The sequence below is a fragment of the Wenyingzhuangia fucanilytica genome (genome assembly GCF_001697185.1).
Taxonomy (GTDB): Bacteria; Bacteroidota; Bacteroidia; order Flavobacteriales; family Flavobacteriaceae; genus Wenyingzhuangia; species Wenyingzhuangia fucanilytica.
In genome coordinates this window covers 2,475,664-2,502,266 of sequence record NZ_CP014224.1, presented here as the reverse complement: position 1 = coordinate 2,502,266, position 26,603 = coordinate 2,475,664, and the positions used below count along the sequence as shown (strand labels likewise).

The 26,603-nt window shown below is 30.7% G+C and carries 21 protein-coding genes; 15 read left to right on the top strand and 6 right to left on the bottom strand.

Features of this window, described 5'->3' with window-relative positions; genetic code table 11:
* The first annotated feature begins 11 nt into the window (after window positions 1-11).
* The 4 genes from AXE80_RS10105 to AXE80_RS10090 are packed head-to-tail and all read left to right on the top strand — an operon-like array spanning window position 12 to window position 6,340.
* Window positions 12-2,063: a cellulose biosynthesis cyclic di-GMP-binding regulatory protein BcsB gene (locus tag AXE80_RS10105; protein ID WP_169816823.1), complete on the top strand. Its 2,052-nt coding sequence runs from the start codon at window positions 12-14 to the stop codon at window positions 2,061-2,063.
* On the top strand, window positions 2,053-2,895 hold the full coding sequence (locus AXE80_RS10100) for a hypothetical protein (protein WP_068826908.1): 843 nt from the start codon (window positions 2,053-2,055) through the stop codon (window positions 2,893-2,895). The genes AXE80_RS10105 and AXE80_RS10100 overlap by 11 nt, the downstream gene beginning before the upstream one ends.
* Before the next feature lie 6 nt (window positions 2,896-2,901).
* Window positions 2,902-4,752: a glycosyltransferase family 2 protein gene (locus AXE80_RS10095; RefSeq protein WP_068826906.1), complete on the top strand. Its 1,851-nt coding sequence runs from the start codon at window positions 2,902-2,904 to the stop codon at window positions 4,750-4,752.
* 10 nt (window positions 4,753-4,762) lie between these two features.
* Entirely contained in the window at window positions 4,763-6,340 is a 1,578-nt protein-coding gene (locus AXE80_RS10090) for a hypothetical protein (RefSeq protein WP_068826904.1), read from the top strand.
* Here AXE80_RS10090 and AXE80_RS10085 read toward each other — a convergent pair whose 3' ends face one another.
* Entirely contained in the window at window positions 6,341-7,348 is a 1,008-nt protein-coding gene (locus AXE80_RS10085; protein ID WP_068826902.1) for a glycoside hydrolase family 5 protein, read from the bottom strand.
* A gap of 255 nt (window positions 7,349-7,603) precedes the next feature.
* Between AXE80_RS10085 and AXE80_RS10080 the strand changes: the two genes are divergently transcribed.
* The 6 genes from AXE80_RS10080 (at window position 7,604) to AXE80_RS10055 (ending at window position 14,340) form a co-directional block, all read left to right on the top strand.
* Window positions 7,604-8,998 (top strand): sulfatase-like hydrolase/transferase, encoded by a 1,395-nt coding sequence (locus tag AXE80_RS10080; RefSeq protein WP_068826900.1) that lies wholly within the window; start codon window positions 7,604-7,606, stop codon window positions 8,996-8,998.
* 24 nt (window positions 8,999-9,022) lie between these two features.
* Window positions 9,023-10,249, top strand: coding sequence for a putative glycoside hydrolase (locus tag AXE80_RS10075; protein WP_068826898.1), 1,227 nt, complete (start codon window positions 9,023-9,025; stop codon window positions 10,247-10,249).
* Window positions 10,250-10,311: 62 nt separating this feature from the next.
* Complete coding sequence (locus tag AXE80_RS10070) at window positions 10,312-11,550, top strand: putative glycoside hydrolase (protein WP_083194720.1); 1,239 nt, start codon at window positions 10,312-10,314, stop codon at window positions 11,548-11,550.
* A 163-nt stretch (window positions 11,551-11,713) separates the two neighbouring features.
* Window positions 11,714-12,688, top strand: coding sequence for a bile acid:sodium symporter family protein (locus AXE80_RS10065; RefSeq protein ID WP_237340605.1), 975 nt, complete (start codon window positions 11,714-11,716; stop codon window positions 12,686-12,688).
* A 78-nt stretch (window positions 12,689-12,766) separates the two neighbouring features.
* Window positions 12,767-13,474 carry an Ig-like domain-containing protein gene (locus AXE80_RS10060; RefSeq protein WP_068826896.1) on the top strand — a complete coding sequence of 236 codons (708 nt, stop codon included), beginning with the start codon at window positions 12,767-12,769 and terminating at the stop codon, window positions 13,472-13,474.
* A 5-nt stretch (window positions 13,475-13,479) separates the two neighbouring features.
* Window positions 13,480-14,340: a hypothetical protein gene (locus tag AXE80_RS10055; protein ID WP_068826894.1), complete on the top strand. Its 861-nt coding sequence runs from the start codon at window positions 13,480-13,482 to the stop codon at window positions 14,338-14,340.
* Between the two features lie 6 nt (window positions 14,341-14,346).
* On the opposite strand, the gene AXE80_RS10050 is transcribed toward AXE80_RS10055, so the two are convergent.
* Together AXE80_RS10050 and AXE80_RS10045 are read right to left on the bottom strand one after the other, a co-directional pair.
* Window positions 14,347-14,700: a DUF4260 domain-containing protein gene (locus AXE80_RS10050; RefSeq protein ID WP_068826892.1), complete on the bottom strand. Its 354-nt coding sequence runs from the start codon at window positions 14,698-14,700 to the stop codon at window positions 14,347-14,349.
* Window positions 14,693-15,433 (bottom strand): DUF3784 domain-containing protein, encoded by a 741-nt coding sequence (locus AXE80_RS10045; protein WP_157359389.1) that lies wholly within the window; start codon window positions 15,431-15,433, stop codon window positions 14,693-14,695. The genes AXE80_RS10050 and AXE80_RS10045 overlap by 8 nt, the downstream gene beginning before the upstream one ends.
* 120 nt (window positions 15,434-15,553) lie before the next feature.
* Between AXE80_RS10045 and tgt the strand changes: the two genes are divergently transcribed.
* From tgt to AXE80_RS10020, 5 genes are all read left to right on the top strand, one after another.
* Complete coding sequence (tgt, locus tag AXE80_RS10040; RefSeq protein ID WP_068826888.1) at window positions 15,554-16,684, top strand: tRNA guanosine(34) transglycosylase Tgt; 1,131 nt, start codon at window positions 15,554-15,556, stop codon at window positions 16,682-16,684.
* 2 nt (window positions 16,685-16,686) lie between these two features.
* Window positions 16,687-17,778, top strand: coding sequence for an LptF/LptG family permease (locus AXE80_RS10035; RefSeq protein WP_068826886.1), 1,092 nt, complete (start codon window positions 16,687-16,689; stop codon window positions 17,776-17,778).
* Between the two features lie 25 nt (window positions 17,779-17,803).
* Window positions 17,804-19,198 carry a phosphoglucosamine mutase gene (gene glmM, locus AXE80_RS10030; protein ID WP_068826884.1) on the top strand — a complete coding sequence of 465 codons (1,395 nt, stop codon included), beginning with the start codon at window positions 17,804-17,806 and terminating at the stop codon, window positions 19,196-19,198.
* A gap of 158 nt (window positions 19,199-19,356) precedes the next feature.
* Window positions 19,357-20,475, top strand: a complete 1,119-nt coding sequence (locus AXE80_RS10025) for a DEAD/DEAH box helicase (RefSeq protein ID WP_157359388.1) — start codon at window positions 19,357-19,359, stop codon at window positions 20,473-20,475.
* 129 nt (window positions 20,476-20,604) lie between these two features.
* On the top strand, window positions 20,605-22,677 hold the full coding sequence (locus AXE80_RS10020) for a polysaccharide lyase family 8 super-sandwich domain-containing protein (protein ID WP_068826881.1): 2,073 nt from the start codon (window positions 20,605-20,607) through the stop codon (window positions 22,675-22,677).
* A 58-nt stretch (window positions 22,678-22,735) separates the two neighbouring features.
* Here the strand turns inward: AXE80_RS10020 and mqo are convergent, their stop codons facing one another.
* The 3 genes from mqo to AXE80_RS10005 all read right to left on the bottom strand — a co-directional run bounded on the left by mqo (window position 22,736) and on the right by AXE80_RS10005 (window position 26,594).
* Entirely contained in the window at window positions 22,736-24,094 is a 1,359-nt protein-coding gene (gene mqo, locus AXE80_RS10015) for a malate dehydrogenase (quinone) (RefSeq protein WP_068826878.1), read from the bottom strand.
* A 176-nt stretch (window positions 24,095-24,270) separates the two neighbouring features.
* Entirely contained in the window at window positions 24,271-25,716 is a 1,446-nt protein-coding gene (locus tag AXE80_RS10010) for a catalase (protein WP_068826875.1), read from the bottom strand.
* A gap of 182 nt (window positions 25,717-25,898) precedes the next feature.
* Window positions 25,899-26,594 carry a 3'-5' exonuclease gene (locus tag AXE80_RS10005; protein ID WP_068826872.1) on the bottom strand — a complete coding sequence of 232 codons (696 nt, stop codon included), beginning with the start codon at window positions 26,592-26,594 and terminating at the stop codon, window positions 25,899-25,901.
* Between the last annotated feature and the right edge of the window lie 9 nt (window positions 26,595-26,603).

The window sequence follows — 26,603 nt, the reverse complement described above, 5'->3', positions numbered from 1 at the left end:
ATAAAATTATGATGAAAAAGCATTACTTTATTGTATTGATGATTTTTTTAGGAATTTATTCTAAAGGGCAAAGTCAAATAGTGGAGCATTTTAACGAGTACGACTATAATGATGAAATTGTCATTAATGGAAGTAGAGGTATGGAAAACATATATATACCCGTTAATGAGGATGTAGATGTTTTAAATAGTTATATAAATTTAGAATTTATTTGTTCTAATGTAATTGATTATAAAAGCAGTCATATTTCTATTTTGTTAGGAGATGTTCCTGTTGAAACACGTTTCTTAAAAAACGAAAATCAATTGGTGAATTTTAAAATACCAATTAAGAAAAAACACGTTGTTTCTGGTTTTATTAAGTTATCCATCAAAACCAATTTAAAAATAGGTAATGAAATTTGTGAAATTTATTCTGTAGGTGGGTTTTGGGTTAAACTTACAGAGAATTCTTATTTCTCATATAAAATCTTACCAACTAAGAAAACCATTGTAAAGAAAACCATCAGTTTTACAATACCAGATACTAAGTATATAGTTTTATCAGAAAAAAACGATATAGAAGAAATACAATACGCTTCTTACATTAAATTTTACTTAAAAAGAGTTTATGGTTTAGATTTAGAAATTAAGAGTATAGAGGAATTTAATACTAGTGTTATCAACAATGCTATAATCTTAATGCCTTTTGAAAAACTTGAAAATAAAATTAAAAAGAGCTTACCTAGTTTTACAAATAAAGATGCAGGATTGGTTAGTGTTTATAGAGATCAGTATAAAGATTCTATAAACTCAGAAATTTACAACGGACAAAACATTGTAGTAACAGGTAAAACAAAAACAGGGTTTAGAAAAGCAGCTCATTTTTTACTACAAAAACACTTGATTAATTCTTCTTATGTAGATTATGCTTTTGTAAATGAACAAGCTAAACTATTAGACCTTCCTAAAAGAAAAGATTACGAACCTATTTATTTTAAAGAGTTAGGAGCACAGAACAGTGTTTTACAAGGAATAGGATATATACAATCTAACATTTCTATGCCTAGATCTAATTTTGGGTCTAACGTAAAAAGAATGGAGGTTAAAATAAACGGAAAATACAGACCGTTAAGCGAGGGAGAGCAAGGATATTTTAACTTATATTTTAACGATAATTTTTTAAGTTCTTATAAGTTAAACACCACAGGGGAGCTGAATATTGGGTTTGATTTTGATGATATCATCATGCAACAAGAAAATAATTTTAGATATGAATTTTACTTTATTCCAAAAGGAGGGTTGTGCGAAACTTCAGCAGCTACATTTTATGGACAAGTAGATATCATAAACTCATATTTTAAACCTGTAGGATATGAACTTTCGTCATCATTATCATTCTTTAGGTTCCCAGAAAACTTTCAATCTAAACCGATTACTATTTATACAGATTTAAATGCAGATCATAAATTAATTGGTACTGTTTCAGAATTAATTGATATCATCAATCCAGGAGAAGCAGGTTTATCAGGATTTATTTATCCTCCAATTAAAAATGCCAACTTAAAAGATATAGAACAAGATGTAAAAACATCTAAAGTAATTATTAGTGCTAACAGCAGTAAGTTTACAGACTTTTTTGGTGAATCTCCTTTTATACGTTTTAAAGACAATGCTGTTGAGTATAGGTCTGAAGAAATCAATCCTTTCTTTAATGTTGGATATGAAAAAAATATGGGATTCAATCAACTGTTTTACCATAAAGACACACCAATTATGTTAATTAATGTTCCTAATGATTATACTGAAAGTACATTATTGTCTTTGGTATCTAATATTAGAGAACAAACTATTTCTGACACAGGGAATGTAATTATAGCAAATAATGATAAATCTTACTTTTTTGATTTAAGAATTTCGAATGAAAATCAAGACAAAAATTATTTAAGTTATATGTTAGATGATTTCTGGGGGAAATATAGATTGTTTATTGTAAGTATATTGTTGATTATGGTGATACTAGTATTAGTATATATCTACCAAAAATCAAAAGAATCTAAAGAAAAAATAGAAAATGCAAAATAAAATTGTTCTTCTCTTTTTATTTCTAAACGCATGTCTGTGTAATGCTCAAAATCCTTGGTTACAAAGTAAGGGAAAAGTGTTGCTATCTCCATCTATCAGTCATTATTATACAGATAGTGGAAGAGACGAGTATGGAAATAAATCTGATTTTAGCGAGAATGGATTTTATGAAAATTATGTTTATAAACTGTATTTAGCTGCTCCAATAGTTGCCAATAAGTTAAGTCTTGTGGCTAATGTGCCTTATGTAAAAAGTACTTATCAAAACGATACGTATTTTTCAGAAAATAATGAATTAGGTGATGTTGAGGTAGGGGTAAAAATGCATTTAAAAAAAATAGGAGAATATCATTATTTAATGGGAGGGCTTAATACGGTAATTCCAATGTATAATAATGATAAAGGGCCTTATGTTGGTTTTGATAAATTTGGAACTGAATTGAGTGTAAACATTTCTGGGAATTTTGAATGGATGAATGTGAATAAGAACTATCATCAATTAGAATTTGGAGTAAAAACTTTTTTTGCAAATGGTCCTTATCAATTTAAATTATACGGTTCTCAGGCCTACAGAATTACTAATAAATTTTTGGTATTAGGTTCTGCTACTATTTTACTTTCTAGAGGAGATGATTTTAGTGTTTCGGGGGATGAAAGTACTATTGTAAACCCAGATTTTATTGCGGATTTTGATATTATAAAAACAACCGTAAATTTTGGATATGAATTTTCTCCAAAGTTTGCCATTTATGCCGGTGGTTTTACAGATGTGTGGAACAGAAATATATCTATTGGTAGAGGTTGGCAGGTGTTTAGTGTAATTAAGCTATAAATATTTATGGGAGATTTTAACATTAATATTTATAGAAAAGAATTATTTGTAGAGAGTAAGCTGCTTACCAATAAACAGGTATCAGAAATAGAGCGAATTAAAATTAAGTTAAATAAATCCTTTTTAAAAACAGCTCTTAATCACGGATTTATATCTCGTTATCATTATAACAAAGTTTTAGAGGGGTTTAAATTACCAACTCATCATTTAGATTTTGATAAAATTGACGAGTACAAATCTTTTTCTGATAATCACGAAAGATTCACGCTGTTTCTAAACTCATTAATATTTCCCATAGAACACAATAACAGTGTTGCCTTTGTGGTTGCGGATCCGTCTGATGTTAATAATATCAGATTGGTAGAAGAAGAGTTAAACGTAACCGTTACCGAAATTTTTGTGACCAATGAGTTAGATTTAAATAAAGCTTTACACGTAAAATATGGTGGAGAAATTTTACATAAGTCTGTATTTCATCTTTATGAGAATGATCCTGATAGTTGTGCCATAGAAACTTTTACCCTAAAACAAGTGTTTGCATTAGGAGTTTTGTTTTTTATCTTTTTAATCTTCTTGTATTTTAACTTTATAGATACTTTAATAGGGGTGAATTTAATCATGAATTTATTCTTGTTGAGTTCTATACTTTTTAAATTTATGCTTACCATTCACGGTTCTAAAACAGAGCTAGAAAGTAAAGTAAGTAAAGAAGAAATAGACGCAATTAATGATGTCGATTTGCCTATTTACACCATTCATTTACCTGTTTTTAAAGAGTCAGAAGTAATACAAAAATTGGTTTGGAACTTAAATAGTTTAGATTACCCTATAGAAAAGTTAGATGCTAAGTTGTTAATAGAATCTGATGATGAAATGACTTATAACGCTATTAGGGAAATGAAGTTTCCTACAAACTTTGAACCTATCATAATTCCATATGCCCAACCCAAAACAAAACCCAAAGCTTGTAATTATGGATTGTATTTTTCTAAAGGAAAATATTTAACCATTTATGATGCAGAAGATATTCCAGATAGTGACCAATTAAAGCAAACATATAAGTTATTTAATAAATTACCCGATGATTATATAGCTATACAATGTGCCTTAAATTACTTTAATAAAAGTGAAAACTTTTTAACCAAAATGTTTACACTAGAGTATTCTTATTGGTTTGATTATATGTTGCCAGGTTTAGACAGTCTTAGAATTCCAATTCCCTTAGGAGGAACAAGTAATCATTTTAAGTTTGATAAACTGATGGAATTAGGAGGATGGGATGGTTTTAATGTAACCGAAGATGCCGATTTAGGTTTGCGTTGTTATGCAAAAGATTATAAAATTACGGTTTTAGATTCTACTACTTACGAAGAAGCAAACAACGATTTTTTTAACTGGATTAGACAACGATCAAGATGGATTAAAGGTTATATGCAAACCTATTTGGTGCATATGAGAAATCCTGCAAAGTTGTATAAATCTATTGGAGCAAGAGGTTTTTTTGGATTTCAATTTTTTATAGGGGGAACAGTGTTTACTTTTTTAAGTTACCCTGTTTTATTACTTTTTTTATTGATTTATATCTGTTTTAGAAGCAAGTGGATAGAAATGCTATTTCCGGATTGGTTAATTATTATTTCTATAGTAAATTTTACTCTAGGTAATTTAATTATGATTTACACCAATATGATTGCTATTTTTAAAAGGAGTTCTTATGCATTAATAATCTATGCAATGGCCAATCCTGTTTATTGGTTAATGCATTCCATTTCTGCCTATAAAGGATTACATCAATTAATAACCAAACCTTTTTACTGGGAAAAAACCAATCATGGTTTAACTAAGAAAAAGAATTAAAAGTAGAGGTATGGATAAAATTAATTCAAGAAGTTCAATATTTGTTTTTTTTATTATATGGTTTGCCTACCTAGCTTTTTTTAGCTTTGCTACTATTGTAATTCGCGAAAATGGCTACTTAAATTTTGAGCCTTTATATATTACAAGTCATATAAATACATTGTTTAGAGATGGAGAGTTGGTTAAGAATTTTTTCTTATCCTATCCATTATTAACAAATTTATTAGCTTATCCATTTTCTTTTTTTAGCGCAGAAGATGCACCTTTTTTTGCATCGGTGCTTTATACCTCTTTTTTCTCAACCTGTGTGGTAACCATTGTAGGTAATCAAAGTGGAAAAGTTTTAAAGACCTTGTTGTTTTTGTATTTGTTGTTTAGTCCTATTACGTTTTATGCTGCTACTTCAGGAACTTCGCTATATGCTTTTTATATTCTATATTTTTTAATCTTTTACTATTTGTTAAACTATATAAAACAATTTACTACCTATCATATTACTATTTTAAGTATTATTTTAAGCTTAGCAGTTTTTTTAGATTATAGAATTTTGTGGGTACTCCTTATTTTGTTTTTTTATGTATTTGTGTTTACTGTTTATGGAATAAAAGGGTTGGAGTCTAATACTATTATAAAGTTTGTTAAGATTACACAACACAATTCTTTAAGAAGAAAATTTAGAGGACATTTAAATTCAATGGTGTTTATTATTGGTTTCTTTCCGGTAGTAAGTTTACTATTATACTTATTTATTAATTATTTAATGGGAAGTGACTTTTATTACTTCTATAATGTTTTAGGAGCAAAGTGGAACAGTAATAAGTTTTTAAGCCTATTAGATACCACCACGCTAACAGCAATGAATAATAAGGCGGTAAATGATTTTTCTTTTTTAAGAATTCTTGTTTTTATTGCACCTATTTATTTTTATGAACTAATAGTTAATTATAAAAATGAATTAAAAGTATTTGTGCTTTTGTTGGCTCCAGTTTTACTTTATGTATTGGTTAGAGATAGTAAAATAGAGTATATGGGACTGTTTTATTATGTAATATTAGTTTCATCAGCAATAGCCTCTATAACAACAGCTAATTATAAAAATGCTAAAAATAAAAACTTAAGAAACTTAAGTTATGCCTGTTTGTTTATTGGTTGTATTTATGGAGAGTATTTTTATTTTAAACAGTCTTTATTTTCTTCAGAACAAATTTTTTATAAAAGTGTAGTAGAAAAAGAAAATAATAAAGTGCTATCTCAATATAAAAATGGAGGTAGGTTCCTAGCTTTTAACACTCCTGAAAATTCAATAGTATTGTGTGATAGGTCTATTATGTATCCGTTATTAGCCTATAACAAAAAAAATAATTTGTTTATCTCTAATACTTCAGAAGAGTATAAAATGGCAATTTCTAATCCTAAAAAATATTGTGATTATATTATTATATCTAATATTAAATCGCCTCACTATTTTTATGATAAAATAGAAATTAATTTTAAAGAGCTTTCTAAAACTAAGTTAGGGTATAATAGTTATAAAAGTAAAGTTATTTATGTGTGCGATGCTTTTAGGATTATAGAAGTAATTAAATAGTTAAAAACAGTTTATAAGGTTTTTGTTGTAAATCCCAAAATTACCTTTGTATTCCCATAAATAACATTTTATATTATTTTTCCTAAAAACAGAAACCAAATCATTAAAATAATTACACCTATCTTTTTGTGGAATAGAAGAAATGGCTCCAAACTCTGTACACCACAATTCAACATTGTTTTCTTGAGCCCATTTTGTAATAATGTTTATTTTATGGCTTAAAGAGATTTTGTTAGCCATATGTTTGTAGTCATTATAGTTTATTTCTCCAGCAGTACCTAAGGTGTTTAAATCTATTTTTGGCATTTTTATAGAATCATAAGGATATGGAATTCCAGTAGTTTTGGTTTGGTTTCCAATCCAATTAGCTCCTTGGTGAGTAAACAAAAAAGGTTCATAAAAATGAAATACATAAATAAGATTATCATAAGGGAAAGGTGTTTTTCTAGACAATTCATAAATGCTATTGTAGTTAGTAGCACCAATTAATATTTTGGTTTTATTATCTTCTTTTCTAATTACGGGTACTATTTCTCTAACCATTTCATCCCATTGAATAGGATACAAATTAGGTTCGTTTACTATTTCGTAATAAATGTAATTGGAGTGTTTTTTTAATTTATGACTGATGTATTTCCAGTTATCTTTAATCGTATTTAAGTTGTTGTAATTGGTGGTTTTATCCAATGTATGATCAAAATAGCAAATTATAATGGTCATGTTTTTTTTCTTTACATGCTTTACAATTTTAATCAGATCTTTTAAAAAACGTCTTTTTGATTTTTTATTAAATTGATATTCAAAAGAAATAGGAAGTCTAATGTCTTTAACTCCTAAATAATATAATTCATCAATATCTTTAATGATGTCTTTATAGTGATAAGTTTCGTTTTCCCAAAACCTTTCTAAACCAGTAACATTTACTCCAATATTAGTATTGTGCTGTGCTTTTGCAAAAGAGATGTTTAGCAAAATAAGTACAATGTAAAAGTGTTTTAAAATGTTCATGTCAAAAGTTGTAACGGTAAAGATATTGTCTTTTTTTATTATCTAAACCTTTTCAATTTCATTAATTTTTTAATGAAATTGAAAAAGTTGAGGGTACTTATAATTTGATTTATGGCAATACTTTTTAATTCTCGGAGGTTTTATAATGAGATTTTAACTTTTTTAGGATTAAAGCAAAACAATGATTGATAAGAGCGTTATTTAAAAGTGATACTAGTGATAATTTTGTAGTTATCTAAAATAATATAAAATAGAATGAAATATTATAATGTAGCTTTTACAAAGATTTTAATTGTTTTTTTTGCTTTTATAAGTAGTCAAAATATAAGTTCACAAAGCAAAAAACAACCTAATATCATATTTATTTTTGCTGATGATTGGGGTTATGGAGATATAGGAGTTCACGGAAGTACGTTTTGTGAAACACCTAGTTTGGACAAAATGGCTTCAGAAGGAATTGACTTTCAGAATTTTTCGGTAGTAAATCCAGTTTGTTCACCAAGTAGAGTAGGGGTAATGACAGGACAATATCCAGCACGTCATAGTGTACATGGTCACTTTGCATCTATTGAATCACATATAAAAAGAAATATGCCAGATTGGCTAAATCCAAAAGCTCCAATGTTGCCTCGTATGTTAAAAGAAGCGGGGTATACTACTGCTCATTTTGGGAAGTGGCATTTAACAAATACACATGTAGAAGAAGCACCCTCTCCTTTAGAATATGGTTATGATGAATTTGGAGCTTTTAATTTGCCAAATAACATGCATCAAATGCAAGTGGATTCTACATTGTATAAAACTATTGAATTTGCTAAACGTAATAAAAACAAACCATTCTTTGTAAATGCATGGATTCATGCCACGCATACTCCTCATTATCCAAAGAAAAAATACATGGATAAATTTGCCCATTTAGATGAGCAAAAACAAGTATATGCAGCTGTCGTAGCAGAATATGATGCTCGAATAGGAGAGTTGTTTCAAACGTTAAAAGATTTAGGGATTGATGAGAATACAATTGTTTTGTTTTCGTCTGACAATGGACCTGAAATAACGGGGTCTGCTAATAAAAAAACAACAGAAGATAATTCTACAGGACCTGGTTTTGGAACGTACTATTCGGTAGGTGAAACAGGAGGTTTAAATGGTAGAAAAAGATCATTGTTTGCAGGAGGGGTTCGTATTCCTTTTATTGTTAGATGGCCTGGAACTGTACCAGCAGGAGTAGTAAATAGAACCACGGAATTAGCAACAGTAGATTTACTTCCAACTTTTTTAGAGTTAGCAAATTCAGATTTGCCAAATGATTACAAACCTGATGGAGTAAGTATTGTTAAAGCTTTAAAGGGAGAGTCTATGGAGCGTAATAATGAAATTTTTTGGGATTGGAGATTCTCAAATAAAGCTAATTATTTTTGGCCAACAGGAGGTGTGCAAGACGGAAAGTGGAAGTTGTTAACCAACGAAAAATTGGGAAAAACAGAATTGTTTAATATCAATTCAGACTGGAGTGAGCAGATAGATGTTTCAGCTCAAAATCCCCAAATAGTAAAAAAATTAAAAGAAAAATTAGTCGCTTTTAAAAAGACATTGCCCTTATCAGCTCCTAAAAGCTGTTTCTCATCAGAAAGAAAAAAATTAAACTAAAACATTTATTTAAATACATTTAAAATGATTCCAAATATTAAAAAGCTTATCGTTTTATCATTAGTTGTACTGGCTAGTTCTTGTAGTACAACAAAAACACACACCAATACTTCAACAATCGTTAAGAACGAGAAAATAGATTTTTATGTAAGTGATGGTAGTAAGTTCATTTCACAAGATTTTTACCCTAAGTTCAGTTGGGAATCCACACCAGAATATGCTATGTTTGGTAATGGAGCTAGCTTATTAACTCCTAAAGAAGTTGAAAAAATTGCTGCTAAAACAGATTTTATTTGTATTGAAAAAAATCATGCTTACAGAACTTTAGAATTTGCAGAAATTGGAGCTAGAGAAGAAATTAAAAACTTTAAAGCTATAAAGCCTGAGATAAAAGCTTTGTATTACTTTAACTCAGCTTATGCTTGGCCTTTTACATCATATAACAAGAATTTTAAGAAAAATAAAATAGATGATTATCCAGAGTTGAAGAAATTTATATTGGTAGATAAAACGACTGGAGAATTACAACATAGGAACAATACACTTTGTTTTGATGTATTAAACCCTGAGTTTAGAACTTGGTGGGTAAAAACAGTGGCACAAGGAGTAAAAGACTCTGGTGCTGATGGAGTTTTTATAGATCAAATGCATGGTTTTGTTTGGTTACGTAGTTCTCAAAAGGAGGAAGTTGAAAAAGCCATGGGTGAGATGATGGCAAACTTAAAAGCAGCAATAGGGACAAATAAAATATTATTAGGGAATAATGCCTCTAGCGTAAAAGATGTTTTTCCTGCGATTGATGCAGCTATGTTTGAACATTATAATAATAAAAAGTTAAGTAAAGAAAACCTTCTGAAAGAATGGGGAGATATGTTAGCAAATGCCAAAGCAGGTAAAATGTCTATTTTTAGAATAGGTGTGGAAGCTGAAAAAGAAGAGGCAAGTCAAACATTAATAAAAGGTTCAAGAGGGGAATCTCTTGAAGAATTGTCTAAAGAGCGATTAGAATATTACCAAGCATGTTTTTTAATAGGTGCGCAGCCTTATTCTTACTTCCAATATGGTTGGGGGTGGCGTTTAGATACTGGCCCATTGGTAGATTATCCTGAATTACAAAAACCACTTGGAGCTCCAAAGGGAGCATATAAGCGTTTACATGAAAACGGTTGGGAGTTTACTCGTGAATTTGAACATGCTTCGGTTTGGGTAGATACTGAAAAGAAAGAAGCGAAAATTGAATGGAAAAAGTAAGTTAATTATCAAGGGGGGCTAACGTATTGATGTCTGTAGAGATTAAAAAAAAACAAGGTAATATGAAATTCTATTCAATTTTAATAAATAGGTTTTTACTAATCTTTAGTTTCGTTTTTATCTTATTTTCTTGTTCTAAAAATCAAGAGATTAAAGAAAACTCAGATGTTCTAGATACAGAAGTTTTCTCTGAATTATCAATAAGTGATGGAACTGTATTTCAACCAAAAGATTTTTTTCCAAAGTTTAGCTGGGAGGTAACGCCTCAATATTGCATGTTTGGAGATGGGTCTAGAACATTAACAACTAGTGAGGTAGAAGTTGTTTCGGGGAAATCTAATTTTGTTTGTATTGAAAAAAATCATGCTTGGACTGTTCTAGAGTATGCCGAAGTAGGTACAAAGCATGAGGTAGAGGCTTTTAAAAAATTACAGCCAGAAATAAAAGTGCTCTATTATTTTAACTCGGCTTATGCATGGCCCTTTACCTCTTATAATGAAAATTTTACAAGAAGTAGAATAGACAACTATCCTGAGCTTAAAAAATTTTTAATTGTAAATGAAACTACTGGTGAGTTAGAGCATCGGAACAATATATTCTTTTTTGATGTTTTAAATCCTGATTTTAGAGAATGGTGGGTAAATACAGTAGTTGCTGGAGTAAATTTTTCTGGAGCCGATGGTGTTTTTATTGATCAGATGCATGGTTTTGTCTGGTTGCGTAATTCTCAGAAAAATGAAGTGGAAAAGGCAATGGGAGAAATGATGTTAAATTTAAAAAAAGCATTAGGGGATGATAAAATATTGTTAGGAAATAACGCCTCAGATGTTGTAGAGGTATTTCCGGCAATTGATGCAGCGATGTTTGAACATTATAATACTCAAAAGTTATCAAAAGAGAATCTATTAAAAGAATGGGGCGATATGTTGAACAATGCCAAAGCTGGGAAAATATCGATATTTCGTATTGGTGTAGAGGCAGAAGATGATCCATCCATTGATGGGTTAACTGGAGCAGCAAAGGAAAACGCACTTGAAAAATTATCAAAAGAGCGATTAGAGTATTATCAGGCTTGTTACCTTATTGGTGCCCAACCTTATTCATATTTTCAATACGGTTGGGGTTGGCGATTAGATACAGGGCCTTTAGTAGATTATCCTGAGTTGCAAAAGTCACTTGGAATACCCAAGGGAGCGTATAAACGTGTTCATGAAAATGCTTGGGAGTTCACTCGTGAATTTGAACATGCAAAAGTATGGGTAGATACCGAGAATAAAGAAGCTAAAATTACTTGGTTGTAAATTAATTTTGAGTTAGATATATTGGTATGTAAAACCTTAGCTGAAAAGAAAACGGTCTTTTATTTAGAGTGTTTTATTAAAAAATATAAATAATAAAAAGACAGCTTAAATATTAAAAGTATATAATTAACAGCTAATTTAGCCGTTAATTATATTTAATAATATGAGCGTTATTTTAAAGTTGCAAAACATAAAAATAGACAAGTTTATATTGTCTTTATTTTTAGCTATCATGGTTGCTTTTTTGTTTCCAAAAGGAGCAGGTATCTTACATTTAAAAGATATAACAGAAATAGGAATAGGATTAATTTTCTTTTTTTACGGTTTAAAATTATCGTTTAAAGAAGTAGCTCAAGGATTAAAAAATTACAAACTTCATATACTTACTCAGTTAAGTACGTTCTTAATATTTCCTGTTTTATTATTGTTGCTCAAACCATTTTTTTCGCATTTAGTAGGAGATTCTTTTTGGATTGGTTTGTTTTTTTTAGCAGCATTACCTTCATCTGTTTCATCATCAGTAGTCATGGTTTCTTTGGCAAAAGGAAATGTGCCCTCGGCTATTTTTAATGCAAGTATTTCAGGCTTAATAGGAGTTTTTGTTACCCCAATTTGGATTGGAATGTTTGTGAGTCAATCTGGAGGTATGTCTTTAACAGATGTTTTTTTAAAGCTCATTATTCAAATATTACTGCCCTTAACTTTGGGTTTGTTATTAAATAGTAAAATTGGTCATATAGCTAAAAAAAACAGTGTTAAAATTGCTTTTTTTGACAAAACGATTATTGTGTTAATTGTGTATTCAAGCTTTAGTGCATCGTTGTTAGCGCATATGTTTAAAGATATTAGTTGGTTAGACTTGATTTATTTGTTCATTATTGTTTTTTGTTTGTTTTGGGTTTTAATGGGGGTTGTTTATTTTATTGCCAACAAATTAAAACTTTCTGTAGCCGATAGAATTACTGCAATGTTTTGCGGGTCTAAAAAATCTTTAGTTCACGGTTCTGCTATGGTAAATATTATTTTTGGAAATAGTATTAGTGCAAGTTTGTATTTGTTACCTGTAATGCTATATCATATTACCCAAATTGTAATTCTAGCAGTAGTTGCCAATAGATTAGGAAAAAGAACTATTTAAAATAAATTCATCATTTTAAAAATGAGTTTGTAATGATGGTTGTTAAGAGTCGACAGAACTTTTAACTAATCACTATTTATGAAACTACTAAAACTCAAACTTTTTTTCATTTTTATTGGATTGCACTCGTGTATTCAAGAAGATATTATTGATGATAATATTGCCGAAGAAATTAGAATTACCCAAAGTGTAACAGCTTTAACCATAGGTGATGTTGTAAAATTTGAAGCCTCATATTTTAATAATGTTGGAGAAAAAGAAAACAGAGCTATTGTTTGGGAAACTTCCAATAATTCTATTTTATCTATTGATGAACTTGCAAATAATATTACAGCATTAGCTGAGGGTAGTGCCACTATTACTGCCAAAACAACTGGGATGTTTGGAGAGTTAACCGATAGTAAAAACGTAACGGTATTTAAAGAGGGAGACGTTGTAATCCCTTCAGATAACTCTAAAGAAGGAACCATAGTTCGTACTTCTTCATATGCTGCTGCAGGTGATTTTGACATCATTAAAACAACAAACGGAATAGAAATTATACTTGATAATAACTATGTAGCCGATGAAAGTTTGCCTGGTTTTGCTTTGTTCTTAACCAATAATCCAAATTCTTTAGCAAATGCTCTACAAATTGATGCTTATGATGATGCCGATGGTGCTCATTATAAGGGTGCGTTTACTTATACTTTAGATGGAGTTGGTATAAATGATTATCAATACTTAGTACAGTGGTGTAGGCCAGCTTCTATTCTTGTTGGTAAGGCTTTAATTACAGATAAATAAACTTTATGAAATATTTAAAATCAACATTAATACTTTGTTTTTTGTTTGCATTTCAATTTGTGAATGCTCAATGGAATAAAGGAAAAGGAAATGGTTATTATAAACTATCAGCTTGGTCGTTAGTGGCAGATCAACATTATACCAGTACAGGTGATATAGATCCTAATGCTACAAGAGGAAATTTTACCTTGAGTTTATACGGAGAATATGGACTTACCAATAAGTTAGATGTTATTACCTATCTTCCATTTTTTACTAGAATTTATCAAAATGCACAAGTGTCAGGAACCAATGGATCTGTTATCCAAGAGGGAGAAGCTGTAAATGCGGTTGGTGATATAGATGTTGGTATAAGATATGGTTTGTTAAAAAGAAATCATTTTGCATTATCAACAACCTTAAAGTTAGGTTTGCCAACAGGAAAAGATAAAGCAGGAAGTGATGGGAGTTACCAAACAGGAGATGGTGAATTTAATCAGTTAATTACGGTTGATGCAGGAACTTCATATCAGTTGTTTCATAAACCAGCTTATACCAAGGCTTATGTTGGATTTAATAACAGAACTCAAGGTTTTTCTGATGAGTTTCATTACGGAATAGAGTCTGGTATTAAGTTGTGGAGTAAATTATGGGTGTTGGGTAGAATAAATAGCATAAATTCATTTAAAAACGGAACACTTTCAGCCCAAAATGCTCAGGGAAGTATTTTTGCTAATAACATAGAGTATATAAGTGTTGGTGGAGAAGTAGCTTATTATATTACTTCAAAACTAGGGGTTTCATTAAATTACACAAGTGCAGTTTCTGGTAGAATTATATATGCAAGACCTTCTATTAGTGCTGGAGTTTTTCTTGATATACAGTAAAAGTTTTTATTGTTTACCAATATCTCCTAAATGAGTGTGTTTAAAATCATCATTATATTTTAAACCATATCCAAAAATTCTGTCCATGGCAGCATGGCCAAAAAGGATCATTCCAATAAGCATGATGCTTTCGTTTTGAATAAAAATACCAAAGCTGTAAAAAATGATTCCTAATAATTTATGATGAAAAATATTATAACACCAAGCTCCAATTTTAGGGTTCATCAAATAACCTAGCATAGAAAAATCTGGTAATAACAAACAAGCAGGAAAAACCCACCAAGAAAAATGTAGTTGATTAAACAGTATAATAGAAAGTAAAAACTGAGCTAATTCTTCAAGCTTTAAAAGTTTATTCATGGTTTAGTTTATAGGGAATGTTTGGTATTGCTTTTTTAATTTCTTGTAGTAACTCCTCATTCAATTGTTCTTTTGCAGAGTAATATATTTTACGATTATCTGATGTTGTAAAAAGGAGATAAGGTTTTTGAGAAGAGTTTAAAATCAACTTAACGGTTTCTCCACTTTTAGTTTTAAAATATCCTTTTCGTATTTCTCCTAAAGCAAATCCGTTTGTTTTTAGAGTAATTTTGGGTAAATCCTTTTTAACTTCTATATTTTTGATTTGTTGGGTAGGTAAGATTCCTCCATAACTACCTGTAAACTCAATTTGATGAGCATCAAAAAGTATTTTGTTTTCTTTATAGCCGTATGCAACAAGACCTGTAACAAAAATAAAAGTACCTATAAGAATTATAAGTCCTACTTTATTTGCTTTGGTATTTAATCCACCAGAATATTTTGAACTTGTTATCACAAAATATACATAAGCCAAAACAGGATAAATAGCTAAAAACATTCCTGCTACATTCTTGTTAAATAAGTTTATTAGATACCCTAAAACAAAAAAGGAAATACCAAGAGTGATGTGGAATTTTTTAAAATAAGGAATATAGGTTTTAAGATTTACCTTTTTTCTTTCATTTTCGTTCATGGTATTATATCCAGAAAGAAGATACTTTGCATTGTTTTCTGTTACTAAAAAACCAATAGCAATAAAAAGTAAACTCATCCCTGTGAATACGTAAATCATTCCTTTTTTGTATTTTTTACAAACCAATTTAAATAATATTATTTATAAATGTTGGTTCAACTTTTGTTATTTTTCTTTTCTTTAAACAGTTGTTCATTCCAAAGTGTTATTTTTGTCGCTATGAAATTTAAGATTGAAGCATTAGATCCGCAAAGTAAAGCGAGAGCAGGAGAAGTAACTACCGATCATGGAGTTATAGAAACGCCAATATTTATGCCTGTAGGTACCATGGGTACTGTAAAAGGTGTTCATCAACGAGAGTTAAAAGAAGAAATAAATCCTGATATTATTTTAGGAAATACTTATCATTTATATCTACGTCCTAAAACCGATGTGTTAGAAGCAGCAGGAGGTTTGCATAAATTTATGAATTGGGATCGTCCTATTTTAACAGATTCAGGAGGATATCAAGTATATTCATTATCAGGTCGAAGAAAAATTAAAGAAGAAGGAGTAAAGTTTAAGAGTCATATAGATGGTTCTTATCATTTCTTTTCTCCAGAAAACGTAATGGAAATTCAACGTAAAATTGGAGCTGATATCATTATGGCTTTTGATGAATGTACACCTTATCCATGTGATTACAACTATGCAAAAAGATCTATGCACATGACGCATAGATGGTTAAATAGATGTATCAATCATTTAGAAAAAGTACCTTATCGTTACGATTACGCTCAAACGTTTTTCCCAATTGTACAAGGAAGTACTTATACAGATTTAAGAAAGCAATCTGCAGAATATATTGCCAATGCTGGTGCCGAAGGAAATGCTATTGGAGGATTGTCTGTAGGAGAGCCTGCAGAAGAAATGTATGCAATGACAGATGTGGTGTGTAGCATTTTACCAGAAGACAAACCAAGGTATTTAATGGGAGTAGGAACCCCTATTAATATTTTAGAAAATATTGCTTTGGGAGTTGATATGTTTGACTGTGTAATGCCAACAAGAAATGCCCGTAACGGAATGTTATTTACTTCGGAAGGTCATATCAATATCAAAAACAAAAAGTGGGAAAATGATTTTTCTCCAGTAGATCCTGCGGGAATTACTTGGGTAGATACCGAGTACTCAAAGGCATATTTACGTCACTTATTTGTATCAAACGAATTTTTAGGCAAGCAAATTGCTACTATACACAATTTAGGATTTTATCTTTGGTTAGTTAGAGAGGCCAGAAAGCATATTATTGCTGGTGACTTTAGAGAATGGAAAGATAAAATGGTAAAGCAAATGGATAATAGATTGTAGGCTTGAAAATAATAGATAAATACATATTATTTAGATATTTAAAATCGGTGTTTTTTACACTGTTTATATTAATACCTATTGCGGTAGTTATTGATGTATCCGAAAAAGTGGACAAGTTTTTAAGACACGATGATTTAACATTTTTTCATATTCTTAAAGATTACTATTTAAATTTTATTCTTTATTACGCCAATACATTTTTACCCTTAGCAACATTTATTGCCTGTATTATGTTTACGTCTAAATTGGCCAGTAATACAGAAGTAATTGCCATTAGTAGTGCCAATATTTCTTTTACAAGATTTTTGAGGCCTTATTTTATAGGAGCTTCTATTTTAGCTGTGGTTGCTTTAGGAATGAATCATTTTGTTGTGCCTAAAGGAAATGAAATTAAATACGCTTTTGAACAAGAATATATTTTTAGCAAAACAGAAAACAGATCTTACGTTAAAAACTTTAACCTACAATTAAACGATAGTGCTAAAATATTTATCAAAAACTTTAGCCTATTAAACAATAGAGGGTATAATTTTTCATATGCTGAATTTGATGGTATTAAAGTCAAGTACAGAATTGTAGCAGACAATATGCTTTGGGATAAAGAAAACGGAAATTTTGTTTTGTCTAATTACTCAGAGCGTTTTATATACCCTGACCGAGATTCAATCGCTCATGGAGATAAAAGAGTTATGACTTTAGATTTTACTCCTGATGATTTAATGATTTCAGGGTCAAAATCTATGGAAATGACTTCAGATAAATTATCAGAGTTTATTACAAAATCCGAAAGAAGGGGAGTAAAAAACTTAAATGCTTATCACGTAGAATTGTATCAGCGTACTAGTTTGCCTATTTCGGCATATATTTTAACATTAATAGCAGTTTCTCTTTCATCAAGAAAGAAAAGAGGAGGTACCGGAGTCAATTTAGCTTTGGGAATTGGAATGATGTTTATGTACGTCTTTTTTATGAAAGTAGCCGTTGTGTTGGGGTCAGCTCCAAATTCAAATGCACTTTTTATGGCTTGGTTGCCTAATATCATATTTTCAATCATAGCCATTTACCTTTATTACAGAGAAAAACAACAAGGATAAATAATTATATTTTAAACTTAATTACATGTCATTAATCAAATCAATATCAGGAATACGCGGAACCATTGGAGGAAGTGTAGGTGATAATTTAACCCCACTAGATGCAGTAAAGTTTGCGGCAGCTTACGGAACTTGGATCAAAGCAAGAAATAAAGACTCAAAAGAAATCAATGTAGTTGTTGGTAGAGATGCTCGTATTTCTGGAGCCATGATTAGCAGTTTGGTGACTAATACTTTAATAGGATTGGGGATTAATGTGATTGATTTAGGTTTGTCTACCACACCAACTGTAGAAGTAGCAGTACCTTTAGAAAAAGCACATGGAGGAATTATTTTAACAGCATCACACAATCCAAAACAGTGGAATGCTTTAAAATTATTAAATGAAAAAGGTGAGTTTTTAAACGGAGCAGATGGAAAAGAAATTTTAGAATTTGCAGAGCAAGATGCTTACACTTTTGCTGAGGTTGATGACTTAGGAACTTATACAGAAGACAATTCTTATGTAGAAAAACATGTTCAAGAAGTTTTAAATCTTGAATTGGTAGATGTTGATGCCATTAAAAAAGCAGGATTTAAAGTAGTGTTAGATGCTGTAAACTCAACAGGAGGAATTTTTATTCCAGCGTTGTTAGAAAAGTTAGGAGTAGAGTGCGTAAAACTTTATTGCGAACCTAACGGACAATTTCCTCACAATCCAGAACCTTTAAAAGAACATTTAGGTGATATATCTAAATTAGTAGTAAAAGAAAAAGCAGATTTTGGAATTGTAGTAGATCCAGATGTAGATAGATTGGCTTTAATTAGCGAAGATGGTTCTATGTTTGGTGAAGAATATACATTGGTAGCTTGTGCAGATTATGTATTGGGTGAATTAGGAGGAGGAAACACAGTTTCTAACCTATCATCATCAAGAGCATTGAGAGATGTAACTGTAAAACACGGAGGAATTTATACAGCAAGTGCTGTGGGTGAAGTAAACGTGGTTACTACCATGAAAGAAACCAATACTGTTATTGGTGGAGAAGGAAATGGAGGGATTATTTATCCTGATTCTCACTATGGTAGAGATTCTTTGGTAGGAGTTGCTTTGTTTTTATCTCATTTAGCAAAATGTGGAAAATCTTGTAAAGAGTTAAGAGATTCTTATCCTGAATATTACATGAGTAAAAATAAAATTGAGTTAACCCCAACGTTAGATGTAGATGCTATTTTAGAACAAATGGCAGAAAAATATAAAAACGAGGAAGTGAATACCATAGACGGAGTAAAAGTTGATTTTGCTGATGAATGGTTACACTTGCGAAAATCTAACACAGAACCGATTATTAGAATTTATACAGAAAGTGGTTCTCAAGCATCTGCAGACGCTTTAGCTTTACGAGCTATAGATGAAATTAAAGAAATTGCAGGATTGTAAATAATTTTTAATGAATTAATAGTTCATCGAGCGGAGTCGAGATGAGTTTAAAAGAGAGGTTCATTGATAACTAAAATCTAAAAAAAAAGTCCGAGAAATTCTCTCGGACTTTTCTCTTTTATAATAGTACCTTTGCAAAGAAATTAAATACTAACATTTTGAAAAATTTTAAAGAATTAGGGGTTTCTGATGACTTTATAAAGTCTATGAAAGAAATAGGAGTGAAAACACCTACAGAAATACAATACAGAACCATTCCTAAATTGTTAGATGGACAAATAGATTATATTGGTAAAGCACAAACAGGAACGGGTAAAACCATTGCTTTTGGATTGCCGTTGTTGCAAAAAATAAACCCAAAGAAAAACCAAATTCAAGCATTGGTTTTGGCTCCAACAAGGGAGTTGGCTCAGCAAATAAAAAAGCAATTATTTAAATTAACCAAATACGCTCCAGAAAGAATTTTTTGCGAAGCTGTATATGGTGGAGAAAAAATTGATGTACAAATAGAAAGGTTAGAAAGAACTACACATGTGGTAGTGGCTACTCCTGGTCGTTTGTGCGATTTGTTAGATAGAGCTGCTATAGATATTAGCAACATAAAAATGATGGTGTTAGATGAGGCTGATGAAATGTTAAGCATGGGATTTTTACCAGACTTAAATAGAATTTTAAAATATTCTACAGCATCTAAAAATACATGGTTGTTTTCTGCAACGTTTCCAAATGCTTTAAATAGTTTGGTTAAAACATATATGAACAATCCAGTTCGTGTAGAGGTGGAGGCCAATCAATTAATTAACGAAAATATTTCTCATAAATTTATCTCTACTACTTTAGGACAAAAGTTAGATGTGCTAATTAGTTTTGTAGAAAGTAGAGGAATGGAAAAGGGAATTGTGTTCTGTAAAACAAAATTAGGAGCTCAAAAACTAAAAGAAGAATTGGCAGAAGAAGGTTTTTCTGTTACTGCTTTAGAAGGTGATATGGGACAACGTGATAGAGAAAAATCGTTACGTTCTTTTAAAAATGGAGCTAGCCAATTATTAATTTGTACAGATGTAGCGGCAAGAGGAATTGATGTTCCTAATGTAAACTACGTAATCCATTATCAATTGCCAGAGAATACAGAATATTTTGTACACAGAAGTGGTAGAACGGCAAGAGGAGGAAACAAAGGATTGTCTTTAGCCATTGTGTTGTCTAAAGAATTAGAACAATTACAAGCTTTGCAAAAAGAATTTAAAATCCATTTTGGAAAATATACAATTGCATAAATTCTAGTAGTTTAGAAATTACAATTTAAAAGTAGCTTGGGTATATTACCTAAGCTACTTTTTTATTTTATAAAAGGTTCTATACATTAGAATTGGTTAGTTTAGTATTTGCAAACAGAAAAGTTGAGGATGAAAATTTACAAGTGTATTTTAATAGTGGTGTTTTTGTTTTTAAATCAATGGGTTTATGCGGTTGATATTGAAAAGCTAAAACAAAATTTTAAAGAATTTTATTTATTAGATGAGGTAGAGGAATCTGAGGTAAAATTGCTGTTAAATATTTTAGATCAAGATTTTTCTTTTACAGATATCGACTATCAAATGCATAGAAGAAGCAATTGGCAACCAAGAACACATCTAAAAAGGTTGATTACTTTAGCAAAGGCTTATCATTACCCTAAGAGTAAATATTACCATTCTCCTAAAATGGCAAAAGTTATAGTAGGGGTTCTTAACTATTGGACTGATAATAATTTTTATAGCGATAATTGGTGGCATCAAGAAATAGGTGTTCCACAAAGTTTAGGGCCTACACTTGTGTTGTGCGAATCTATGATTCCAGATACTACCATGATTAAATCTTTAGAAATTATGGATAAGTCAAAAATATATATGACAGGTCAGAATAAAATTTGGTTAAGTGGTAATGTGTTTATGCGTGAATTGTTAAGAGGGAATGATGAATTGATACAAAAGTCAGCTGAGACTATTAAATCAGTTATGGTACTTTCAAAACCTTATGAAGAAGGGATTCAACCCGATTTTTCATTTCATCAACATGGACCCCAACCTCAGTTTGGAAATTATGGATTGCACTTTGCAGAAGACATCATAAAATGGATGTTTATTTTTAATAAAACTGATGTTACCTTTTCTACAGAGCAAGTAGACTTAATGCGGAATTTAATGTTTAAAGGTCAGCAAAAAGTAGTGTACAAAGGAAAATATGAAACCTTGGCTACCGGAAGACAAATTTTTCCAGAAGAAGTAAACGGAAAAAAATATAGAGGGCCTATATCTAAAGCAGATTTGTATAAAAGTTTGGAGAAAAAGTTTAATGCTTTTGATGAGCATAAAAATCCAACGGAAGCTCCTAAGGAATACGTACATTTTAGAAATTCAGATTATAGCTTATACAGAGCAAATACTTTTTTTACGGCACTTAGAATGTCATCTCAGCGTGTAATTGGTGGTGAAGCCGGTAATGGAGAAAATTTGCAAGGATATTATTTAGGAGATGGAACCAACTTAATTTATCGTAGAGGAGATGAATATCATGAAATTTATCCTGTTTGGAATTGGAAAAAATTACCAGGTACCACTACGGTTCAAGACACTTCAAAAATTAAGGTTTTAACTTGGGATGGATATAAAAACGGATCTCATTTTACTGGTGGTTTAAAAAGTGAAAACATTGGATTATCTGCTTTTAAATATAGAAGAGATGGTGTAGAGGCAAACAAATCCTATTTTTTTATAGACAATTATGTTTATGCTTTAGGTTCAGCCATCAACAGTAATGCAGAGTTTGATTTGGTTACCACCATTAATCAATGTTACAAAAAGGGAGAAGTTTTTGAGCTTAAAAAGAAAGGAAAAACAACAGCTGTGTGGCACGATAGCATTGCTTATATAAGTTTAGATAAGCAAGAGTTAAAAGTTACACAAGAAAAACAAACGGGGAGTTGGAAAAAGGTATTGTCTTGGCATACGGATGAATTAATATCTAAAGATATTTTTGATGTTGAAATCAATCATGGAAAAAGCCCAAACAATGCTGCTTATGCGTATGTAAGTGTAGTAGGTATAGGGAAAAATCAAATAAAAAAAGAAATTAAAAATACGTTAGCAAATGTGCTTGTGCTTAATAAAAAAGTACATGCCTTAAGTTTTAACAAAGGAGAAAAAATAGCCATTACTGCTTTTGAACCTTGTGAAGTAACGTTTGGTAAAAAACAGAAAATACGAATCCATTCTCCTTGTTTGTTAACTATGGAGAAAAGCAATAAAGATTGGATTGTAAAAGTTGTAGATCCTACTCAACAAAAAAAGCAATTGTCTTTTGAGATTAGTGGTGAGTTTGAGGTGGAAACATCTAAAGATGTAAAAATTAAAAACAAGACTACTTTATTTAGTATTGATTTACCTACAGATATTTATGATAAAGGAAAAAGTATAACGGTGGTACTTAAAAAGAAATAGCTTTTAAATAAAAAATCCCAACTCAGAGAGTTGGGATTTTTTTATATGTGTATCGTTTTTATTTAAAACATTTTTCCATAACACTCTTCATTACAGAATAAGAAGTAGAAGCTCCAGGAGATGCCCCTAACAAACCGGCAATACTTTTGTCTCTAGAAACAATAACTTCTGTTCCAAACTCTAGTTTACCTTTTCCGTTTTTATCTTTTTTAATAATCTGAACACGTTGACCTGCTACTACAACTTTCCAATCTTCATCCTTTGCTTCAGGATAAAATTCACGCAGCATATCCATTCTGTCTTCAAATTTTAAACGTACTTGTTTAACTAAATAACCTACCAATGGTAAATTGTGATAACCAGCTCCTAATAAGCTCATAATATTATCAAATTCCACAGATTTAGGTAAATCAAAATGAGAACCGTGTTTTAAGAATTTTGTGGTAAATCCTGCATAAGGTCCAAATAATAATTCTTTACGTCCGTTAATCATTCTAGTATCCATGTGTGGAACAGACATTGGAGGAGCTCCTTTTTTAGCTTTTCCGTATACTTTAGCATGATGTTGTTCTATGATTTCTGGGTTGGTACAACGTAACCACAATCCACTAATAGGGAAACCACCGTAACCTCTTGCTTCTCTAATATCAGATTTTTCTAATAGTTTTAAAGCACCACCACCAGCACCAACAAATACATAGTTAGATACTATTTTCCAGTGTTTACCAACATTTTGTCCTTTAACACTTAATAACCAACGCTTGTTTTCTGTTTTTTGTAAATTGATAACGTTACTGTCGTTCACCAAATCAACATTAGGTTGTTTTCCTAAAAATCGGAAGATTTGCTCTGCAACTTCTCCAAAATTTACATCGTATCCGTTTTCCATGTAGGTAGCAGCAACGGCAGATCTTTTGCTACGCTTTTCCATCATTAACGGAATCCATTCTTTAATTTTTTCTATGTCTTTAGAAAAAATCATGTCTTTAAAATGTTCAGTTTCTTTTAAAACGTTCCATCTTTTTTCTAAAAACTCAACGTCTTTTTTTCCTTGAACAAAACTAATGTGTGGTACAGAAGAAATACATTTATTAATGTTTTGAATGTATCCTTTTTCTGCACAATCTCTCCAAAACGCTAAAGTATCATAAAACTGAGCTGCTGTTTTTAATGCTTTGGCAGGATCTATAGTTCCGTTTTTCTCAGGAGTATAATTTAACTCACAATTTCCTGCGTGTCCCGTTCCTGCGTTGTTCCAAGCTTCTGAACTTTCTTCAGCCATTTTTGGAAGTTTTTCAATCACGGTAATTTTTTTACCAGGAAACTTTTCGTAAAGTAATACAGCCAATGTGGCACTCATAATTCCTCCACCAATCAATACAAAATCAGCATGTTTTATGGTTGTAGTTTTAGGCATTTTGGACGTTTATTTGTGTGGTTTTTTTTATTCAGTACAAAGGTAATAGATTATAATAACATAAAAACTCTCATCTTCACCTTTGATGCATGTATTTGGGGTAGAATATAAAAATTTAACAATTGAGTGTTTTTATTAAAAAAATCTCAACTTATTCAGTTGAGATTTTTAAATAGTTAATTTTTTAATTTTTCTGAAACCAATTTTCCGTATTCTGGATCGGCTTTCTCAAATTGAGCAATCATCCTTTTTTGAATATCAGCATTGGCATGTTGTAATCCTCCTACAATATTATTAGTTAAGGTTTCTTTTTGCTCATCACTCATTATTCTAAATAAATTTCCTGCTTGTGAGTAATTGTCTTCCTCTCTACTATCAAACCTTGCAATGGTGTCTGCATTAATTTTTAAAGGTGGTTCAGCTATACTTTCATCTTGTTTAGGAGCATCATCTCTGTCGTTTGGATAGAAATTTACAGCTTCGTTTTTTGTTGAAGATCCATGACCATATGGGCAACCTCCTGTAGCCATAGCCCCATCTTGTTGATAGTGGTGTACTGGGCATTTAGGACTGTTTACAGGAATTTGATTATGATTAGCTCCAACTCTGTATCTATGTGCATCACCATAAGCAAATAATCTAGCTTGTAACATTTTATCAGGAGAAGCTCCTAGTCCTGGCACCAAGTTCCCTGGACTAAAGGCAGACTGTTCTGTTTCTGCAAAATAATTTGTTACGTTTTCATTTAATTCTAATTGCCCAATTTCTACCAAAGGATAATCAGAATGAGGCCAAACTTTAGTCAAGTCAAAAGGATTGATATCATAAGTTTCAGCATCTTTTTCTGGCATGATTTGAACTTTTACAGTCCAACTAGGAAAGTCACCATTTTCTATAGATGAAACCAAATCCTCTTGCATACCATGTGCGTCTTTTAAAGCAGCTTCTTCATTGGTTAAAGTTTTAATTCCTTGATTGGTTTTAAAATGCCATTTTACCCAAAAACGCTCTCCATTGTTATTCCAAAAACTTAAAGTGTGAGAAGCGTATCCGTTCATATGTCTTAAAGAAAAAGGGATTCCTCTTTCTGACATCAATATCGTTACTTGATGTAATGATTGTGGATTACTTGCCCAAAACTCAAAGTGGTTTGATGGGTTTGGAACATTGGTTTTAGGATCTTTTTTTTGAGAATGTATAAAGTCTGGAAATTTAGAAGGGTCTCTTAAAAAGAATACAGGTGTGTTGTTACCCACCATATCCCAATTTCCTTCTTCGGTATAAAACTTTAATGAAAAACCTCTAACATCTCTTACATAATCACTTGAGTCTTGTCCTCCTGCAACGGTAGAAAATCTAGCAAATACTTTTGTTTCTTTTCCAGTATTTTGTAAAAATTTAGCAATGGTGTAGTCGCTTAAATCTTTGGTTAGCTTAAAGGTACCATAAGCACCGTAACCTCTAGCGTGTACTACTCTTTCTGGAATTCTTTCTCTGTTAAAGTGAGCCAGTTTTTCCATCAATTGCCAATTGTCAAAAGTTAAAGAGCCTCTGCTACCCGCAGAAATACTATTGTGATCATCAGATATTGGTGCACCGTTTTGTGAAGTTAATCTTTTCATAATAATTTGATATGTTTTTAATTTACAGGTTAAAAATACATAGTAAAAATTAATTGATTTTTAATTCGCTATCGATTTTTACAATAGTTGTATCTCGTAAAACTATATCTGTAAATAATCATAGCAATAAATCAACCTTTTAAAGTTAAATTATTCTTTATGATTTTCAAAATGAAAAGAGCTTAGTAAATCATTTTTGGGGTATAAAATAATTCTTTAAGAGTTAAATCGTTATTTCTGTTTAGCCTACCCAATATTTTAAAAAATACAATAGCTGTAATATAGGCATCACCAGATGCTGTATGTCTATCTTTCTTTTTAACTTTTAATTCATCACAAACTTCATCTAAACTAAACACTTTTGAAAATGCTTCTGAGTATAGTTGATGCTTAGTTTTTTTAAATAAAATTCCTGTATCTAAAACTCTGTTTTTTAATTTAGGTAAGCCCATTCTTTTAAGAGCATAATTAACACAACTAACATCAAAACTAATGTGATGTCCTACCAAAATAGCTCCTTCTATATATTTTAAGAAAAGTTTAATGGCTTCTTCTTCGGATATTTTTTTTTGTTTTCCGTGTTTTAGTAAACCGTGAATAGGCACACTTTCTCTATTAAAAACATCTTGCTCTAAATAGATTTCAAAATTATCTTTAATGTTGATGGTATTTCCGTTAATGATTACTGCACCCATAGATAAAATTCTATCTTCTTTAGGGTTCAGTCCAGAAGTTTCACAATCAAAAACTACAAATCTTGAATCTTCAATACTTTTGGTCGGAATATTTTTTAAGGTTTCTACATATTCTTTCCAATATTCGGGTAGATGTCTTTTTTTTAAAAAGTAGTCTATGTTTTTTTTGATATTATTCCACATAGCTTGATT

What these genes read in the sequence shown, in the direction of transcription:
- AXE80_RS10075 (WP_068826898.1), top strand. Translation starts at nt 9,023, where the DNA reads ATGATTCCAAATATTAAAAAGCTTATCGTTTTATCATTAGTTGTACTG.
- AXE80_RS10020 (WP_068826881.1), top strand. Translation starts at nt 20,605, where the DNA reads ATGAAAATTTACAAGTGTATTTTAATAGTGGTGTTTTTGTTTTTAAAT.
- glmM (WP_068826884.1), top strand. Translation starts at nt 17,804, where the DNA reads ATGTCATTAATCAAATCAATATCAGGAATACGCGGAACCATTGGAGGA.
- AXE80_RS10045 (WP_157359389.1), bottom strand. Translation starts at nt 15,433, where the DNA reads ATGATTTACGTATTCACAGGGATGAGTTTACTTTTTATTGCTATTGGT.
- AXE80_RS10095 (WP_068826906.1), top strand. Translation starts at nt 2,902, where the DNA reads ATGGGAGATTTTAACATTAATATTTATAGAAAAGAATTATTTGTAGAG.
- AXE80_RS10085 (WP_068826902.1), bottom strand. Translation starts at nt 7,348, where the DNA reads ATGAACATTTTAAAACACTTTTACATTGTACTTATTTTGCTAAACATC.
- mqo (WP_068826878.1), bottom strand. Translation starts at nt 24,094, where the DNA reads ATGCCTAAAACTACAACCATAAAACATGCTGATTTTGTATTGATTGGT.
- AXE80_RS10100 (WP_068826908.1), top strand. Translation starts at nt 2,053, where the DNA reads ATGCAAAATAAAATTGTTCTTCTCTTTTTATTTCTAAACGCATGTCTG.
- AXE80_RS10065 (WP_237340605.1), top strand. Translation starts at nt 11,714, where the DNA reads ATGAGCGTTATTTTAAAGTTGCAAAACATAAAAATAGACAAGTTTATA.
- AXE80_RS10090 (WP_068826904.1), top strand. Translation starts at nt 4,763, where the DNA reads ATGGATAAAATTAATTCAAGAAGTTCAATATTTGTTTTTTTTATTATA.
- AXE80_RS10070 (WP_083194720.1), top strand. Translation starts at nt 10,312, where the DNA reads ATGAAATTCTATTCAATTTTAATAAATAGGTTTTTACTAATCTTTAGT.
- AXE80_RS10055 (WP_068826894.1), top strand. Translation starts at nt 13,480, where the DNA reads ATGAAATATTTAAAATCAACATTAATACTTTGTTTTTTGTTTGCATTT.
- AXE80_RS10005 (WP_068826872.1), bottom strand. Translation starts at nt 26,594, where the DNA reads ATGTGGAATAATATCAAAAAAAACATAGACTACTTTTTAAAAAAAAGA.
- AXE80_RS10080 (WP_068826900.1), top strand. Translation starts at nt 7,604, where the DNA reads ATGAAATATTATAATGTAGCTTTTACAAAGATTTTAATTGTTTTTTTT.
- tgt (WP_068826888.1), top strand. Translation starts at nt 15,554, where the DNA reads ATGAAATTTAAGATTGAAGCATTAGATCCGCAAAGTAAAGCGAGAGCA.
- AXE80_RS10050 (WP_068826892.1), bottom strand. Translation starts at nt 14,700, where the DNA reads ATGAATAAACTTTTAAAGCTTGAAGAATTAGCTCAGTTTTTACTTTCT.
- AXE80_RS10060 (WP_068826896.1), top strand. Translation starts at nt 12,767, where the DNA reads ATGAAACTACTAAAACTCAAACTTTTTTTCATTTTTATTGGATTGCAC.
- AXE80_RS10105 (WP_169816823.1), top strand. Translation starts at nt 12, where the DNA reads ATGAAAAAGCATTACTTTATTGTATTGATGATTTTTTTAGGAATTTAT.
- AXE80_RS10010 (WP_068826875.1), bottom strand. Translation starts at nt 25,716, where the DNA reads ATGAAAAGATTAACTTCACAAAACGGTGCACCAATATCTGATGATCAC.